Source organism: Rhodanobacter sp. Col0626, assembly GCF_049994385.1.
Taxonomy (GTDB): domain Bacteria; phylum Pseudomonadota; class Gammaproteobacteria; order Xanthomonadales; family Rhodanobacteraceae; genus Rhodanobacter.
The window spans coordinates 2855351-2872872 of record NZ_CP188260.1 but is presented as its reverse complement, the minus strand read 5'-3'; the positions used below and the strand labels follow the sequence as shown (position 1 = coordinate 2872872).

General features: G+C 63.1%; 12 protein-coding genes. 6 read left to right on the top strand and 6 right to left on the bottom strand.

Annotated features, from left to right (window positions below; all coding sequences use genetic code 11):
• Nucleotides 1-14: 14 nt before the first annotated feature.
• Nucleotides 15-1481 carry a DUF4139 domain-containing protein gene (locus ACPPVV_RS12410; RefSeq protein ID WP_426700200.1) on the bottom strand — a complete coding sequence of 489 codons (1467 nt, stop codon included), beginning with the start codon at nt 1479-1481 and terminating at the stop codon, nt 15-17.
• Between the two features lie 280 nt (nt 1482-1761).
• On the opposite strand from ACPPVV_RS12410, the gene ACPPVV_RS12405 reads away from it, so the two are divergent.
• A complete protein-coding gene (locus ACPPVV_RS12405) occupies nt 1762-4695 on the top strand; it encodes a TonB-dependent receptor plug domain-containing protein (protein WP_426700199.1) in 2934 nt (977 codons plus the stop codon).
• An 87-nt stretch (nt 4696-4782) separates the two neighbouring features.
• On the opposite strand, the gene ACPPVV_RS12400 is transcribed toward ACPPVV_RS12405, so the two are convergent.
• Together ACPPVV_RS12400 and uvrA are read right to left on the bottom strand one after the other, a co-directional pair.
• Nucleotides 4783-5226 (bottom strand): acyl-CoA thioesterase, encoded by a 444-nt coding sequence (locus ACPPVV_RS12400; protein ID WP_426703228.1) that lies wholly within the window; start codon nt 5224-5226, stop codon nt 4783-4785.
• Nucleotides 5227-5300: 74 nt separating this feature from the next.
• Nucleotides 5301-8240 carry an excinuclease ABC subunit UvrA gene (gene uvrA, locus ACPPVV_RS12395; protein ID WP_426700198.1) on the bottom strand — a complete coding sequence of 980 codons (2940 nt, stop codon included), beginning with the start codon at nt 8238-8240 and terminating at the stop codon, nt 5301-5303.
• A gap of 170 nt (nt 8241-8410) precedes the next feature.
• Between uvrA and ACPPVV_RS12390 the strand changes: the two genes are divergently transcribed.
• The 4 genes from ACPPVV_RS12390 to cgtA all read left to right on the top strand — a co-directional run bounded on the left by ACPPVV_RS12390 (nt 8411) and on the right by cgtA (nt 10883).
• On the top strand, nt 8411-8926 hold the full coding sequence (locus tag ACPPVV_RS12390; RefSeq protein ID WP_426700197.1) for a DUF2059 domain-containing protein: 516 nt from the start codon (nt 8411-8413) through the stop codon (nt 8924-8926).
• Nucleotides 8927-9075: 149 nt separating this feature from the next.
• Nucleotides 9076-9390, top strand: coding sequence for a 50S ribosomal protein L21 (gene rplU / locus ACPPVV_RS12385; protein ID WP_426700196.1), 315 nt, complete (start codon nt 9076-9078; stop codon nt 9388-9390).
• A gap of 19 nt (nt 9391-9409) precedes the next feature.
• A complete protein-coding gene (gene rpmA / locus ACPPVV_RS12380) occupies nt 9410-9667 on the top strand; it encodes a 50S ribosomal protein L27 (protein ID WP_007081760.1) in 258 nt (85 codons plus the stop codon).
• A 136-nt stretch (nt 9668-9803) separates the two neighbouring features.
• Nucleotides 9804-10883, top strand: a complete 1080-nt coding sequence (gene cgtA / locus ACPPVV_RS12375) for an Obg family GTPase CgtA (RefSeq protein WP_426700195.1) — start codon at nt 9804-9806, stop codon at nt 10881-10883.
• A gap of 38 nt (nt 10884-10921) precedes the next feature.
• Here the strand turns inward: cgtA and ACPPVV_RS12370 are convergent, their stop codons facing one another.
• The 3 genes from ACPPVV_RS12370 to ACPPVV_RS12360 form a co-directional block, all read right to left on the bottom strand.
• Entirely contained in the window at nt 10922-12529 is a 1608-nt protein-coding gene (locus ACPPVV_RS12370) for a carboxyl transferase domain-containing protein (protein WP_426700194.1), read from the bottom strand.
• Between the two features lie 153 nt (nt 12530-12682).
• A complete protein-coding gene (locus ACPPVV_RS12365; protein ID WP_426700193.1) occupies nt 12683-13096 on the bottom strand; it encodes a hypothetical protein in 414 nt (137 codons plus the stop codon).
• Between the two features lie 165 nt (nt 13097-13261).
• Nucleotides 13262-14446 carry an acetyl-CoA C-acyltransferase gene (locus ACPPVV_RS12360; RefSeq protein ID WP_426700192.1) on the bottom strand — a complete coding sequence of 395 codons (1185 nt, stop codon included), beginning with the start codon at nt 14444-14446 and terminating at the stop codon, nt 13262-13264.
• A gap of 227 nt (nt 14447-14673) precedes the next feature.
• Here ACPPVV_RS12360 and ACPPVV_RS12355 point away from each other — a divergent pair, with 227 nt between their 5' ends.
• Nucleotides 14674-17517, top strand: a complete 2844-nt coding sequence (locus tag ACPPVV_RS12355; protein ID WP_426700191.1) for a S8 family serine peptidase — start codon at nt 14674-14676, stop codon at nt 17515-17517.
• Nucleotides 17518-17522: the final 5 nt, after the last annotated feature.

Genomic DNA, 17522 nt, shown 5'->3' with positions numbered 1-17522 from the left:
ACTCCGTTCAGGAATTATTGCGGCGTTTCGTCGGCGGTCCAGCTGTAACGCACTGCGTAATCCAGCACGGCCTTTGCATTGGCCGGTATCTCGACGCGGAACGTCAGTGTGTCCGGTGTCTTCTCGCTGGGTTTGCTGCTGGACGACACCAGGGTCCACTGGCGCCAGCGGCCGGGATGTTCGCGGACGGTGACGGTGCGGACGCTGTCGCCGGCGTTGCTGAGGGTGATGCGGAACGCTTCGTCCATGGTGCGCCCGGTCTTGTCCGCGCTGAAGCTGGTGCGCTCGCGTTCGGCGCGCAGGTCGAACGCGGTGCCCAGCGTGATCGTGGCATCGCTGCCTTTCGGCGTGTCGTTGATGCGTCCCTCGCCGATGAATTGCGGCGTGCCTTTCCTGTCGGCGGTGAGTACGCGCAGGTAACCGGCCGGCAGGCTGTCGAAGGCCTTCACTTTCAGCGTGGTGACGATGGCCGTGTCGCCACCCTGGTTGAAGTCCTGATTGAGGATCGGTTGCTGCGGCTGGAAACCGTTGCCATTTTCGTACAGCGCGGTGCGTTCGCAATCCAGCGCACGGCTGGCGTACAGCGGCACTTGGCTGACACTGCCGTCGGGCAGGTCGACGACGGCGGGCAGCGTGTAGCTGCGATAGTCGCCGACGCTGTCCTGTTGCGGCATGTCGGCACCGCCGGCCTTGGCGCTGAAGCCGCGCGCCATCGCCATCATCGGCCGTGGTGCCGAGGCCTTGGCCATGTTCGGTTCGCCGGCAATCAGGGTAAGTTGTGCGCCGTGCCAGTCGCGGCCGCTGCGGTTGGCGATGCTGGCGCGCGATTCGAACTGCATGTGGCAGCTGGCGCCCGGTTGCAGCGTCGCCACATAAGCTGCGCGCCAGCCAAGACCGGAGGTGGGATAGCTGAGCACGGCCTTGGCCGCGCCCGTGTGTGCCGCGTCGATGCGCAAGCTCAGGCTGGAACCGGTGGGAAAATCGGTGCCGCTGGCGCGCACGGCGGCGTAGTTGCTTACCAGGGTCGAATGGCCGCCATCGTCCTGTACCAGTAAACCATCGCCGGCACGCAAGAGTGTGCCGCTGGCCAGCGACTGACCACCACTGCCGAGCACGTCTACGCGGTGACCGGTCAATCCGGTCACCGCCGCACCTGCGCCCTGCGCCAGCAACAGCCGCTGCGAAATCACCTTGGCGCTGCCATCGGGGAAGCCCAGTGCGAGCGCTTCGGCATCGAGGGAATTGGGCAGGTCGCCAATCACCACATCGTGCGTACCGCCGGTGAGATTCAGGGCGCGCTGTTCGCGTACCACGGCGTAACCGTCATCGACGCTGCCACCGTTGCTGGCATACAGCGCGGCGCTGTCGCTGCGGTACAGCGTGAGCTCGGTGGTGTTGGCCGCGTGCGCTGCAGAGGTGCCGGTCAGGGCGGCAAAACCGGCAACGGCAAGAGCAAGGGCGGTGCGATGTGGCGTCGTCATCGGGCGAATTCCATCGTGGGGACCGAACGGACATCATAACGACGGTACCCACATGCCGTGCATCGATTGCATCACTTCACCTCGACGCCCATGTCGTCATGTTGCTCTCAAGGAGGGTGATCGGACTGGATGGCGCTCGATCTGAATCGATCTAAAGCAGTCGCGTCCGTTTTCTTGGCAGCTTGTCCATGGCCGTCGGCCGGGCCGGTTCTGAAAGGGCGATCCGATTCGCGGGGGCGGACGGAAATCGATAGATAGCCAGATTCACGAGGGGCAGATCATGCGAAATCCAGGCTTTCCACGCAGCATGCTCGCCGGGTCGCTGGCGTGGGTGTTGTTTGCACCGTCCGTTTACGCCCAGGCCCCGACGGCTCCCGTCGGCCAGCCTGGCACCCCGCGTAGTGCGTCCTCGGTCGCTCAACAAAAGACGCCGGTGAATACGTCGGGCGAAAAGAAGCCGGTGACGTTGCAGAAGGTCGTGGTCACCGGCTCGCTCATCCCGCGCGTGGAGGTTGAAGGGTCGGCGCCGGTCGTCACCATTTCCGGAGCGCAGATCAAGCAGGAAGGTTTCACCACGGTCTACGAGTTGATGAATTCACTGACCCAGACCGGCGTGGCGCAGACGGCGCCCACCTGGGGCAGCAGCTCGGTCAACGCGCGCCAGCTCAACCTGCGCAACCTGGGTTCGGGGCGCAGCCTGTTGCTGGTCGATGGTCATCGGGTGGCCGATTACCCGCAGTCTTCCGGCGCCAGTACCAACTTCCAGAACTACAACAACATCCCGACCGGCATGATCGATCGCATCGAGATCCTAGCCACCGGCGCTTCGTCGCTGTACGGCTCCGATGCCGTGGCCGGCGTGGTCAACATCATCCTGAAAAAGAATTACGAAGGTGACGACCTGCAATTCACCCTTGGCTCGTCGACGCGTGGCGGGCGCGACTACGGCGATTTCAACCTGGTCGGCGGCAAATCCGGTGATCGCTGGCACATCGTCTACAACCTGGAGCGCTCCCATCGCAGCGGGTTGTTCGGGCGTGATCGCCCTTACACCGATTCGGAGGCCGACGCGGGGTACGGCGCGTGGGATTCGAACGCACGCCTGTTCGGTTACAGGACCTACGATGGCCTGGCGTTGTACAACGCCAACGGCAACTTCATTGCGCCCCCAGCCGGTGCCTGCAATCAATTCGGCAACAACTTCGCGCTGCGCAACAACAAGACCGCGTCCACCAACGGCCACACGGTCAACACTGGCAATGTCACGAATCAGGGCAATTACTGCACGCAGCCCGCGCTGTTCTCCAACTGGGTGCTGACCCCCGGCAGCGACAGCAAGGATGCCTACATCGCTGGCGAATACGATTTCGGCAACGACATCCAGGCCTATGGCTCGATCGGGTTGTGGGACACCCTCGGTACGTCCAATACCGAACTGCCGTTCCTGTATCGGATGGTTGGCCTTCCCCAGAGCTTCTATGACCAGACCACCGGCCAGGTGATCACCAATTATTTCCGGCAACTGACTCCGCAGGAGCTGGGCAGCTACGGCAACACGCATGACAAGGAACAGAACTGGGATATCCATGCCGGCCTGCGCGGCACGTTCCTGGATGGGCGCTTCAATTGGGACCTGAATCTGGGTATCAACAAATACATCGTGCACGAGCGCTATACCGGCCTAAACGAACAGGGCATGTTCGACTTCTTCTTCGGCCCGCAACTCGGCACCACTGCCGTGGGCGGCGATACGTTGCCGGTCTATGCGCTGAATTCGGGACGCTTCTGGAATCCGATCACGCCGGCGCAATACCAGTCGTTCGGCGTGGTCGGCGAGAACACCGCTGCGACCTGGATGGACCAGGCCTCGCTGAACGTGAACACCGACGAGTTGTTCCGCACCTGGGCCGGACCGGTCGGTTTCGCGGCCGTGCTGGAATTTGCCCATCAGGGATTCAAGCTGTCGCCCGATCCGCGTGGCAACACCACCAATTTCGGCGACCCGTTCCAGGATTACATCACCGGCGGCGGCACCCGCCAACGCGGATCGCTCGGCACGGAACTGCGCATTCCGCTGGCGTCCACGTTGACCTGGACGCTGTCCGGACGACTGGACAAATACCGCGATGCCAGCGCCGCGGATATCGCGCGTACCTGGGGCAGCGCGCTGGAATGGCGGCCTTACGATGGTTTATTGCTGCGCGGTTCCTATGGCACCAACTTCCACGCGCCGGACATGCAATACATCTACAAGGATCCCTCGGTATCGCAGGTCGGCATCTACAAGGATCCCTATCAATGCATCAAAGCCGGCGATACGGCCTGCCAGGCGGTCCAGCACAACACCTATTTTCTCTCGCATCTGGCGGGCAGTCCGAATTTGCTGAATGAAACCGGCCACTCGTGGAGCTACGGTTTTGTCTGGCAGATACCGGGCGTGGATGGGTTGTCGGTCTCGACCGATTATTGGCATATCGGCATCGACAACGGCATCGTGAACGTCAGCCAGGACGATGTGTTGACGGACGAAGCGGGCTGCCTCACCGGCAAACTGATTACCGGTGCACCGTATATCGCGCATCCGCAAGGCTCGGCGTATTGCCGGCAGGTGATCGCCAATGTCCAGCGAGATGCAAACGGCAACATCACGAATGTGTATAGCGGCGCGATCAACGAAAGCTCGCTGTATGTCAGCGGCATCGACGCGTCACTGGCGTACGCGCTGCGTACCGCGAACTGGGGCGATTTCAACCTCGGCATCGACTACACCGACAACCTTTCCTACAAGGAACGCACACTGGCTTCCGATGCGCTGGTGAACACCCGCTACGACCACGCGGCGAGCAAGGTGCGTGGTACGTTGAACTGGCGCCAGGGCGCCTGGAACGTGACGCTTTACGGTGATCGAACCGGCCAGGTTCGCGCTCCCAACTACGACAACTGCAACTCGTTGCCGAACGGCATCCGGCCGTCCAAGGGCGATCCGGATTGCACCATGTATTACGGACACGTGCCGGCGTGGATCACCTGGAGCACCAACATCGGTTATCGCTTCGACGATCGCCTCAAGCTGGGCCTGACCGTTTCCAATATCTTCGACAACGTTGGCAGGATTCCGTATTACGCCGGTGGATTCGAGTTCATCCCGACGTTGAACAATGCCGACTACAACGGCCGGGAAATCTCGATGACACTCGACTACAAGATCGATTGATCCACTCGCAGCGGCAGCGGCGTCAGCCCACGCATCCCACAGCGGCAAGTGTCGTTCCCCGCCTCCCGCGAAGGCCCGGGCCGATGCTCAACCGTGCGAAGCAGCAGAAGGTGCAGCCGCATCGCGAATCGCCTGCGGCAGCGGCACGGGTTTACCGGTCTGCGGGTTCATCCACACCATCACGACGTGGCCGTCGCTGTAGATGCGATTGGCATCAGCGCTGTCGACGATGCGATGGCTGATCGTGATCGAGCTGTTGCCAAGGCGCATGCATCCCAGTTCCACCTGCAACTGCGCGGGCCATTCAATCGGCTGGCGGTAATTGAGTTCGCTTGCTGCCAACACCGGCATCGACTGTTCGTCGAACCAGGGGCCGGGGACATGTCTCAGCCACTGCAGTCGTGCTTCTTCCAGATAGGTAAGGTAGTTCGAATTGTTGACGTGATTGAACGCATCGAGATCCCGCCAGCGCACGCCGATCGAGGCCACGAATAATGGCGCGGATTCGGACGGCACCACGGTGGCAGCGATTTCGACAGCGGTCTGGCCGCTGGTGTCATCGGCAGCGTGGTGGATTGCCACGGGTTCGGCACGCTTGCGCGGACTCACGAACGTCTCTTCCGCATGGGCTTGTACTTGTCGGCCGAGGCGATGTGTTTGGTCGCAGCCTTGACCCTTGTGCCGGAACCCTTCGCGCGCGCGGCCTTGCCGGCCTTGGTCGTCTTCAGGTGCGGTGCGAGGAAATGCCCGGTATGCGATTCGGGCGTGGCCGCCACGGTTTCCGGCGTGCCGGAAACCAGGATGCGGCCACCGCCGGCGCCGCCCTCGGGGCCTAGGTCGACGATCCAGTCGGCGGTCTTGATCACGTCCAGATTGTGTTCGATCACCACCACGGTATTGCCCTGATCGACCAGCTGATGCAATACGTCGAGCAACTGCTCGATGTCATGGAAATGCAGGCCCGTGGTCGGCTCGTCGAGGATGTACAGGGTGCGCCCGGTGTCGCGCTTGGACAGTTCCTTGGACAGCTTCACGCGCTGTGCCTCGCCGCCCGAAAGCGTGGTCGCGCTCTGGCCGAGCTTGATGTAGTCCAGGCCCACCGCACGCAGGGTGTCGAGCTTGCGGGCGATGGTCGGCACGTTCTCGAACAGTTTCAGCGCGTCCTCCACTGTCATGCCCAGCACGTCGGCGATCGTGTGGCCCTTGTACAGGACTTCCAGCGTCTCGCGGTTGTAGCGCTTGCCATGGCAGACATCGCAGGGCACGTAGACGTCGGGCAGAAAGTGCATCTCCACCTTGATCATGCCGTCGCCTTCGCAGGCCTCGCAACGACCGCCGCGCACGTTGAAGCTGAAGCGGCCGGGTGTGTAACCGCGCGAGCGCGCTTCCGGCACCTGCGCGAACATCTCGCGCAACGGCGTGAACAAACCGGTATAGGTGGCGGGATTGGAACGCGGCGTGCGGCCGATCGGCGACTGGTCGATGTCGACGACCTTGTCGAACAGCTCCATCCCGTCGACGGATTTGAACGGCGCCGGCTGCGTGCCCGCACCGTTCAGTTCGGCGGCGGCGAGACGGAACAGGGTGTCATTGACCAGGGTCGATTTGCCCGAGCCGGACACACCGGTGATGCAGGTGAACAGGCCAGCCGGAATCGCCAGATCGACATTTTTGAGGTTGTTGCCGGTGGCGCCTTTCAGATGCAGCCATGACTCGGCGTCGATCGGCTGGCGGCGTTCGACAGGTACCTCGATTGCGCGCTTGCCGGACAGGAACTGGCCGGTGACCGAACGCGGCGAAGCGAGCATGTCCTTTACCGTGCCCTGCGCCACGATTTCGCCGCCATGCACACCGGCGCCGGGACCGATGTCGAGTACATGGTCGGCCATGCGGATGGCGTCCTCGTCATGTTCGACCACGATCACCGTGTTGCCGAGGTCGCGCAGGCGCGTGAGCGTGCCGAGCAGGCGTTCGTTGTCACGCTGATGCAGGCCGATCGACGGTTCGTCCAGCACGTACATCACGCCGACCAGGCCGGCACCGATCTGCGAGGCGAGCCGGATACGCTGTGCTTCGCCGCCGGACAGCGAGTCGGCCTGGCGATCCAGGGTGAGGTAGTTCAGGCCCACATCGTTGAGAAAGGTCAGTCGTTCGCGGATTTCCTTGACGATCTTCACGGCGATCTCGCCGCGCCATCCGGTGAGCGTCAGCTGGTCGAAGAAAGCCAGCGCGTCGTCGATCGAACGATGCGTCAACGACGGCAGCGCGTGATCGGCGACGAACACGTTGCGCGCCGAGCGGTTCAGTCGCTGGCCTTCGCAGGCGGGGCAAGGTTGGTCGCTGATGTATTTCGCCAGCTCCTCGCGCACGGCGGCGGATTCGGTTTCCTTGTAGCGACGTTCCAGGTTCGGCAGGATGCCTTCGAACGGGTGCTCGCGGGTGACCTTGCCGCCACGCTCGGTGATGTAGCGGAAGGCGATTTTCTGCTTTCCGCTGCCATACAGGACGGCCTTCTGGACGTCCGCCGGCAATTTCTGCCACGGTGCATCGATATCGAAACCGTAGTGCGCGGCCAGCGACAGGACCAACTGGAAGTAGTGCGCATTGCGCCGGTCCCAGCCACGTACCGCGCCGGCGGAAAGCGCCAGCTCGGGATGGCCGACCACGCGTGTCGCATCGAAGACCTGGGTGACGCCAAGACCGTCGCAACTGGGGCAGGCGCCGACCGGCGAGTTGAACGAAAACAGCCGCGGCTCCAGTTCCGGCAGCGAGTAGTCGCAAACCGGACAGGAGTAACGCGAGGACAGCAGCTGTTCGGGTGCCTTGGCATCGTCCATGTCGACCACGATCACCAGCCCGTCGCCGAGTCGAAGCGCGGTCTCGAACGATTCGGCCAGGCGCTGCTTGATGTCGTCGCGCGGCCGGAAACGATCGATCACTACGTCGATCGTGTGTTTCTGACGCAGGGTCAACGGCGGCACGGCGTCGAGGTCGTAGACCGCGCCGTCGACGCGTGCGCGCACGAAGCCCTGCGCGCGCAACTGCTCGAATACCTGCACGTGCTCGCCCTTGCGTTCGCGGATCACCGGTGCCAGCAGCATGTAACGCTTGTCCGGGTTCAGCGCGAGCGTGGCGTCGACCATCTGGCTGACCGTCTGGGCTTCCAGCGGAATGCCGTGGTCGGGGCAGCGCGGCGTGCCGACGCGGGCGTACAGCAGGCGCAAGTAGTCGTACACCTCGGTGATCGTACCGACGGTGGAGCGCGGGTTGTGCGAAGTGGATTTTTGCTCGATCGAGATCGCCGGCGACAGGCCTTCGATATGGTCGACGTCGGGCTTTTCCATGATCGACAGGAATTGCCGCGCGTAAGCCGATAGCGACTCGACGTAACGGCGCTGACCTTCGGCGTAGATAGTGTCGAACGCCAGCGAGGATTTGCCGGACCCGGACAGGCCGGTGATCACGATCAGCTTGTCGCGTGGCAGGTCGAGATCGATGTTCTTGAGATTGTGCGTGCGTGCGCCGCGGATGCGAATGGTGTCCATGACGCCGGTATATGGGGGAGAACCTTTACTATACCAAGGAGTATCGATAGTTCATTCACAAATCGGCCAGACAATCGACGAGCTCCGTTTCCCTTGCCCGAAGGGCTATGGCTAAATGCAGTCTTGCCGGCCGGAGTGGCTGCGTCGGATAAACGAAAAGGGAGACGACGATGATGCGTAAATGGATCGGGATGGCGGCAGGCGTGGCCCTGGCTATGGGGATGACGGGGCAGGCGATGGCCGCACAGCCCAGCGACCAACAGGTGCGCGAGTTGTTCGGTGTGATGCACATGAGCCAGATGTTCGGTCAGATGAACTCGCAGATGGCCGGTGTGATGGGCCAGGCAGTGCCATGCGTACCGGCGTCCTACTGGCAGGGCTTCATCGATGCCAATGGCAGCGAGCAGTTGCTGAGCCGCATGGTGCCGATCTACCAGAGCCATTTCACTGCCGCTGATGTCAGCGGTTTGCTGACGTTCTACCGGTCGCCGCTGGGCCAGAAGGTGATCACGCAGATGCCGCTGACCATGGCCGAGGGCATGAAGATCGGTCAACAGTGGGGTCGCGAGCGGGGTCAGGCGATGATCAAGCAGTTGCAGCAAAATGGCACGCTGGACGCCAACGGGCGTTGTCCGGCCAGCCCGGCCGCCACCGCGCCGAAGCCGGTGGCCGCGCCCGCCCACTGAAATGGCCCCGGCCGGCGCGATCCAGCCCGGCCGGGTTTCCGTTGCTCAGTATTTGACCAGTGCGCCGGCAGGTCGTTATAATCTGCGGTTCGCCAGACCTGAATGGGTCATGGCGATACCCAAGAGAATAACGACAGAAGGGCATTCCCATGAGTTACGCAGTCATCAAGACCGGTGGCAAGCAGTACCGTGTCATGCAGGGCGACGTCCTGCGCGTGGAGCTGTTGACCGCCGAAGAAGGCGCTACGGTCAGCTTTGACCAGGTGTTGCTGGTCGGTTCCGGCGAGTCGGTCATCGTCGGTGCGCCGGTCATCGAAGGCGCCACCGTTAGCGCCACCGTGCGCAAGCACGGCCGTGCCGACAAGATCCGCATCATCAAATTCCGCCGCCGCAAGCATTACAAGCGTCAGCAGGGTCACCGTCAGCATTTCACCGAAATCGAGATCACGGGCATCAACGCCTGAGCAACTGGAGCATTGAGTCATGGCACATAAAAAAGGCGTAGGTTCCAGCCGCAACGGTCGCGATTCGAACCCGAAATACCTCGGCGTCAAGATCTACGGTGGCCAGGCCATCGAAGCCGGCAACATCATCGTGCGTCAGCGCGGCACCCAGTTCCATCCGGGTGTGGGCGTGGGTCTGGGTCGTGACCACACGTTGTTTGCGCTGGTCGACGGCACCGTCAAGTTCGCCGTCCGCGGCGACAAGAACCGCCGTTTCGTCGACGTCGTCCAGGCGTAAGCCTTCCGCGACGCGATAACGAAGGCCCCGCTTCGGCGGGGCTTTTGTTTTTGAAGCGGAAACAGGAAACCCGGAACATATGCTTCCCGGTACCCTGTAACCGCCATTTCCCGTTCCCCGTTCCCCGGACCCCCCAATGAAATTCGTCGACGAAGCCCATATCAAAGTCCAGGCTGGTGATGGCGGCAACGGCTGCATCAGCTTCCGCCGCGAAAAATTCATCCCCTTCGGTGGCCCCGATGGTGGTGATGGCGGATTCGGCGGATCGGTCTGGCTGGTTGCCGACGAGGGCCTGAATACGCTGGTCGATTTCCGTCATCAGCGCAGCTTCAAGGCCAAGCGTGGCGAGAACGGCATGGGCAGCCAGATGTATGGCAAGGGCGGCGACGACACCACGATCCGCGTGCCGGTGGGTACCATGATCACCAACGTCGATACCGACGAGGTGATCGGCGATCTCACCGGTAACGGTCAGCGCATGCTAGTGGCGCAGGGCGGCAAGGGCGGCCTGGGCAATATTCATTTCAAGACGTCGGTGAATCGCGCGCCGCGCAAGGCCACGCCGGGTACGCCGGGCGACGCGCGCGAGCTGAAGCTCGAATTGCGCCTGTTGGCCGACGTCGGGCTGCTCGGTTTTCCGAATGCCGGCAAGTCCACTTTCATCCGGGCGGTATCCGCGGCGACGCCGCGGGTGGCGGATTATCCGTTCACCACCTTGCATCCGAATCTGGGCGTGGTCAGCCTGGGCACCGATTCCAGCTTCGTGATTGCCGACATCCCCGGTCTGATCGAGGGTGCCTCCGAGGGCGCCGGGCTGGGCATCCAGTTCCTGCGCCACGTGGCACGCACCAGCCTGCTGCTGCACCTGGTCGATATCGCGCCGATCGATGGCACGGACGTGGCCGGTCAGGTGCGTGCGATCGAACTGGAACTGGAGAAGTTCAATCCGGAACTGCTCGAACGCCCGCGCTGGCTGGTGCTGAACAAGGCGGACATGCTGGCAGAGGATGAGCGCCAGTCGGTAGCGGAGAAAATCGTCGCCGAATTGAACTGGACCCAACCATGGTTCCTGGTCTCGGCGATCGCCCGCGAAAACACCATGGCCGTCTGCCAGCAGGTGCAGCGCTTCTTCGAGTCGCAGCGCGAGGAAAGCGTGGAACGCACCGACATGCTGCCGAACGACGTGCGCCTGCGCGGCGAGACGCCACAAAGGTAAGGTGCCGCAGGCCCGTCGGGGACGGGCCTGCGCGCAGATTACATGCGAAACACGCCGTAACGCTGCGGTTCGATCGGCGCGTTCATCGACGCGGAGATCGCCAGGCCCAGCACCCGGCGGGTGTCGGCCGGATCGATGATGCCGTCGTCCCACAGCCGCGCGCTGGCGTAATAGGGGTGACCCTGACGCTCGTACTGGTCGCGAATCGGCGCCTTGAATGCCTCTTCTTCTTCGGCACTCCAGGTCTTGCCGGCGGCTTCGATGCCATCGCGTTTCACCGTTGCCAGCACCGACGCCGCCTGCTCTCCACCCATCACGCTGATCCGCGCATTCGGCCACATCCACAGGAAGCGTGCGCCGTAGGCACGACCGCACATGGCGTAGTTGCCCGCACCAAAGCTGCCGCCGATGACCACGGTGAACTTCGGCACGTGCGAGCAGGCCACGGCGGTCACCATCTTGGCGCCATCTTTGGCGATGCCGGCCTGCTCGTACTTCTTGCCGACCATGAAGCCGGTGATGTTCTGCAGGAATACCAGCGGCACGTTGCGCTGGTTGCATAGCTCGATGAAGTGCGCGCCCTTGAGCGCGCTCTCGGCGAACAGGATGCCGTTGTTGGCGACGATGCCGACCGGGTAGCCGTGAATGTGCGCGAAGCCGCAGACCAGGGTCTTGCCGTAGCGGGCCTTGAACTCGTGGAACTCCGAGCCGTCGACGATGCGCGCAATCACCTCGCGGATGTCGAACGGGCGGCGAGTGTCCTGCGGAATCACGCCGTACAGTTCCTCGGCCGGATACTTCGGCTCGACCGGCGCGCGCAGCGCCAGCGGCATGGCCTTGCTGCGGTTGAGATGGGCCACGATGTCGCGGGCGATCGACAGCGCGTGCGCATCGTTCTCGGCGTAATGGTCGGCCACGCCGGAGATGGACGTATGGACGTCCGCGCCACCGAGCGTCTCGGCGTCCACTACCTCGCCGGTGGCAGCCTTCACCAGCGGCGGACCGCCGAGGAAGATGGTGCCCTGTTCGCGCACGATGATGGTCTCGTCGCTCATCGCCGGCACGTAGGCGCCGCCGGCGGTACATGAGCCCATCACCACGGCGATCTGGGGGATATTGAGCGAGGACATCCGTGCCTGGTTGTAGAAGATCCGGCCAAAGTGTTCCTTGTCCGGGAATACCTCGTCCTGCAGCGGCAGGAAGGCACCGCCGGAGTCGACCAGATAGACGCAGGGCAGGCGGTTTTCCAACGCCACTTCCTGCGCGCGCAGGTGCTTCTTCACCGTCATCGGGAAATAGGTGCCGCCCTTGACCGTGGCGTCGTTGGCGACGACGACGACTTCGATGCCGTTGACCCGGCCGATGCCGGTGATCAGTCCCGCGGCCGGCGCCGCGTCCTCGTACATCCCGTGCGCTGCCAGCGGTGACAGCTCCAGGAACGGCGAGCCTGGATCAAGCAACGCCCGGATACGTTCGCGGGGCAGCAACTTGCCGCGAGCCACGTGTTTCTCGCGTGCCTTGGTGCCGCCGCCTTCAGCGCTGCGGGCCAGTTCGCGTTGCAGATCGTCGACTACCGCGCGCAACTGGGCGCTGCCGGCCTGGAATTCGGGTGAACGTGGATCGATCTGCGATGCAATGACGCTCATGGATTGGGCTCGCGGTTGCGGGGCCGCGGTCACGGCCAAACCGTAGATGATAGCGGTCCGCGGCCGGTAGCCAAAATCATGGGAAGATCGATGGACGCCAGGCAAAAAAAACGGCCGCACGAGGCGGCCGTTTTCCTGGAAACCAGAAGAGGATCAATGCCCCTTCATGGCATCCTTTGACTTGTCGGCGGCGTCCTTCGCATTGCCGGCAGCGTCTTTGGCAGCGTCGGCAGCCTTGCCAGCCTGATCGGCTGCATTGTTGGCAGCGTCCTTGGCCTGGTCGACAGCGGTACCGCTGGCAGCCGGGGCGGCGGAAGCCGAGGTAGCAGCCTGCTGAGCCTGGTCAGCAGCCTGACCGGCTGCATCGGCAGCGGTCTTGGCCTGATCAGCAGCTTGGGTTGCGTCCGTGGTCGGTGCCTGGGCAGCAGCCTGCTGCGCCGTATCAGCAGCCTGCTGAGCCGTGTCAGCCGACTTCTGGGCGTCCTGCGCGGAATCCTGCGCGCCGTTGCTGCAAGCCGCCAGCAACGCGACAAGCGCGGAGGCGAGAAGGGTACGCGTAAACTTCATGGTGGATCTCCTTTGCCGTGGAATGCCGTTTGGCCGTGTATTAATAGCGCTTTCGTGGAAATTGCGCCACATCTTTATGGCGGCACTTCAGCGCGTATTAAAAACCGATTTAGCCAGCCGTCATGTGAATATCATGCATTGGTCATTCAATGCCGGTTGAAGATCTTAGTCCACGCATTCCACGGCTATCGCCGTTGCCTCGCCACCGCCAATGCACAAGGCGGCAACGCCGCGCTTCAGGCCGCGTGTCTTCAATGCATTGAGCAGGGTCACGACCAGACGGGCGCCGCTGGCGCCAATCGGATGGCCCAGCGCGCAGGCGCCGCCGTTGACGTTGAGTTTGTCGTGCGCAATGCCAAGCTCCTTCATCGGGGTCATCGCGACGACCGCGAATGCCTCGTTGATTTCGAACAGATCGACCTCGTCGACTTTCCAGCCTGCCTTGTCAAGCACTTTCTGGATCGCACCGACCGGTGCGGTGGTGAACCATTCGGGCTCCTGCGAATGGGTGGCATGGGCGACGATGCGTGCCAGCGGCTTGAGGCCACGCTTGTTCGCATCGTCAGCCGACAGCAACACCAGCGCGGCGGCGCCGTCGGAAATGCTGGACGAACTGGCGGCGGTGATGGTGCCGTTTTCCTTGCAGAAGGCCGGGCGCAGGGTGGGGATCTTGGCGATGTCTGAGCGACCCGGCTGTTCGTCGGTATCGACAACCACGTCACCCTTGCGGCCACTGACGGTCACCGGAACGATCTCGCCCGCGAACCCTCCGTTCTGCTGCGCCGCCTGCGCGCGTTTGACCGATTCGATCGCGAAGGCATCCTGCTCTTCGCGGGTGAAGTGGTACTTGTCCGCGCACAGTTCGCCGAACACGCCCATGGCCTTGCCGTCGTACGGATTGGTCAGGCCGTCCCAGGCCATGTGGTCGACTAGCTGGCCGTCGCCATAGCGGATGCCGGTGCGCGCCTGCACCATGTGCGGTGCATTGGTCATCGATTCCATGCCGCCGGCCACCACCACGGTCGCCGAGCCGGCCTTGATCAGATCATGGCCCAGCATGATCGCCTTCATGCCGGAGCCGCACACCTTGTTGATCGTGGTGCAACCCGTGCTGGCCGGCAGGTCCGCGCCCAGCGAGGCCTGTCGCGCCGGTGCCTGGCCTAGGTTGGCAGGCAGCACGCACCCCATGATCACTTCGCCGACGTCGGCTGGAGCCACGCCGGATTGTTCCAGCGCGGCGCGGATGGCCGTGGCGCCGAGTTTCGGGGTGGGGACGCCGGTGAACTGGCCGAGGAAGGAGCCGATGGCCGTGCGCTTGGCGCCGACGATGACTACGCTGACATCCGACATGGGGTAACTCCGCTTGAAGACGTGAAGGGGCGCGAACGCCTGACAGATAACTCCGGAATTATCGCAGCCCGCCACGAATGTCGGCAAACGATGAGATTTCGTAGCGGGCTGCGACTTGCGCCCTGTTTCATTGGATTTTCGTTGTGCCAGAATGCATGGTAGGGAAGCATCGCGGCGTATCGGTATGCTGCTGATGCGCGAAGGGAATGCGCACGGGGGACAACATGATGAAAAAGATCGACTCGGGGTTGCGACGCCGTGATCTGGCGTGGCTGGTGGCCATGGCGCTGGGCCTGAGTGCCTGCGGCGGTGGTGGTGGTGGTGGAAGCAACGTCCGCCCGACACCCCCACCGACATCACCGCCACCCACGACGCCCACCCCGCCACAGCCGCCGGTGGACGTCCAGCTTACGGTCACGCACGCCGATGCAGCACATGACCTGGGTTACACCGGCGCAGGGGTGACGATTGGCGTGGTGGACAGCGGCATCATGCGCAATCACCCGACATTGGCCGGGCGGGTCAAGCAAGAGTTGATCTACGTCGATCCAACCAGCAACAACACGGCGATCGATGACGTGGTGGGCCACGGTACCTGGGTCTCGCAGATCGCCGCCGGCCAGGCCTTCGACGAGTTTCCCGGCGGCATCGCGCCCGGTGCCAGCCTGGTTTCTGCCCGCATCATCAACGACGTCGAGCCCACCGACGACGGCACCGGCCAAGGCAATGCGGTGACCGCCGCCGATGCCGACTTCTTCGCCCAGACGCTCAACCCGGCGCTGATCAAGGCGGGTGTGCAGGTGATGAACAACTCCTGGGGCGGCATCTACTGGGATACCGGCAACGCCTCGATCAACCAGGCTTTCGCGCAGGCCTACGAGCCGTTCGTCGTGCAACACGGCGGTTTGGTCGTGTTCGCGGCCGGCAACGAATCCCGAAGCGATCCCAGTGACATCGCCGCATTGCCCAGCCTGGATCCGAAGCTGGAAGCGGGCTGGCTGGTGGCTGTCGCTGTCGACAGCAATCATCCAACCCAGTTGGCCAGCTATTCGAATGCCTGCGGCAAGGCCATGGACTATTGCCTTGCCGCACCCGGTGAGGTCGTTTTCCTCGACAAGGACGCCAACGCCAACGTACCCGATAGTCTGAAATACGGGTACGCCGGTGGTACTTCGTTTTCGGCACCGCAGGTATCGGGCGCGGCCGCGTTGGTATGGCAGGCATACCCGTATTTCAGCAACGACCTGGTGCGGCAGACCTTGTTGGGCACCGCCGACGACCTGGGCGCTCCCGGTGTGGACCCGGTATTCGGTTACGGTGAACTGGATGCCGGCAAGGCGGTGAACGGACCGGCGAAGTTCGACTGGGGTGACGTGACGGTCAACTTCAGCGGTACCTCGACCTGGGGCAACGCGATCTCCGGCGCCGGCGGATTGGTCAAACAGGGTCCGGGTACGCTCAACCTCTATCTGGGCGATACCTACACCGGCCTCACCCAGGTGCAGGGTGGCACGCTGGGCGTGGTTTCGTTGAGCAGCCCCGTCGAGATTGACGCGCAGGGCACGCTAGCGGCCGTCTCCTGGCCGCAGAATCCCAGTGGCTTCACGGTCTACAACAACCTGACCAACGCCGGCGTGCTGGTGGTCAGCCAAGGCAACGTCAATGTAAGTGGCAATTACGTGCAGAAAGGCAACGGGCGAATGGCGGTATCGCTGGGGTCGCAGTTGTTCGTAAATGGCACGGCCACCTTGTCTGGTGGAGACCTCTATGTGTACGGCGCCAATGCCGACTACACCCTCAATTCACATACGACCGTGTTGAGCGCCGATGGTGGTCTGACGGGAACATTTTCGGGGTTGGACACAGCGCCCAGCGTGGCATTGAATGCGACGCTGAATTACGACACCAACAGCGCTTGGCTCGATGTGCAACAGGTGAACCTGAGCCAGATCCAGGGGCTGCCATACACCGCCGCCAGCTACGGCGCCGCGCAGCGAACGCAGAGCGCCTTTGCGCAGATCAACACCCAATTGCAGGGTACCGCCAGCGGCGCACCAGCCAGCGCAAGCTTTATTGCTGGCGCGGCGAGCCTGCAGCATGCCGTTTCCAACGAGGTCATGCAGCGCTCACTGGAAAGCCTCTCTGGCCAGTTGCATGCCGCCAGCGCCGCGATGACGTTCGAGGCGATCGATGCCGGCACGCGGGCGTTGTCTGATCGCTTCGACAGCTTGCTTGACGCGCCGAAAGCCGGTGGCTGGACGCAGAATCTCGGTTATCACGGAGGCATGTCGCGCAGCGGTTACAGCAATGTCGGCTATGACCTTGGCGGTTTGCTGGTTGGCCAGGATTATCGCGTCGGCAGCAACGGCATCGCCGGATACGCGTTCAGCCAGAGCCAGGGATTGGGGCGGTTGGCCGAAAGCGCCGATCAGGGCCGCAGCCACGCGCTGGAAGGCATGCTGTATGGCGGCGTGATTCGGGGCTCGTGGTACACAATGGGGCGCTTCGGCTTCGGCAATTATCGAGAAACCATGCGCCGACAACTCGAACTGGGCGACCAGTTTGCCGGCGTGGCCAGTGATGGAAACGGTCGTTATGGCGTGGCGTACGGCGAGAGTGGCTACCGGCTGTCGCTCGGACGCACGCAACTCACTCCGTACATGAACCTGCAGTACGCGCAGATCCAGCGCAACGGTTTCAACGAAGTGGGTGCGTACGGTTTCGGTCTGAAATCCGGCACGCAGAGCACCGAGCGCTGGCAGGCAGGCGCGGGCCTGCGTGCCACGCACAGCTGGGCGCTGGCCGGCGTCGGCCGCCTCAGCTTGCAGGGGCGGATGCTGTGGCAACAATCGTTCGGTCTGCGTGGCGAGGTATTCGATGCCAGCCTCAGCGGAATCAACCAGTACGCCCCGCTTGGCGGCGTCGGCCTGTCGCGTTATGGCGGCGTGCTCGGCACCACCCTGGGCTGGCAGATGACCTCGCGTGCGAGCCTGCAATTGGGCTATGACCAGTATCTCGGCCAGCGGCAGCAGGCGAAGATGGCGACGGCGAATTTTCGTCTGGGCTTCTGACGGCG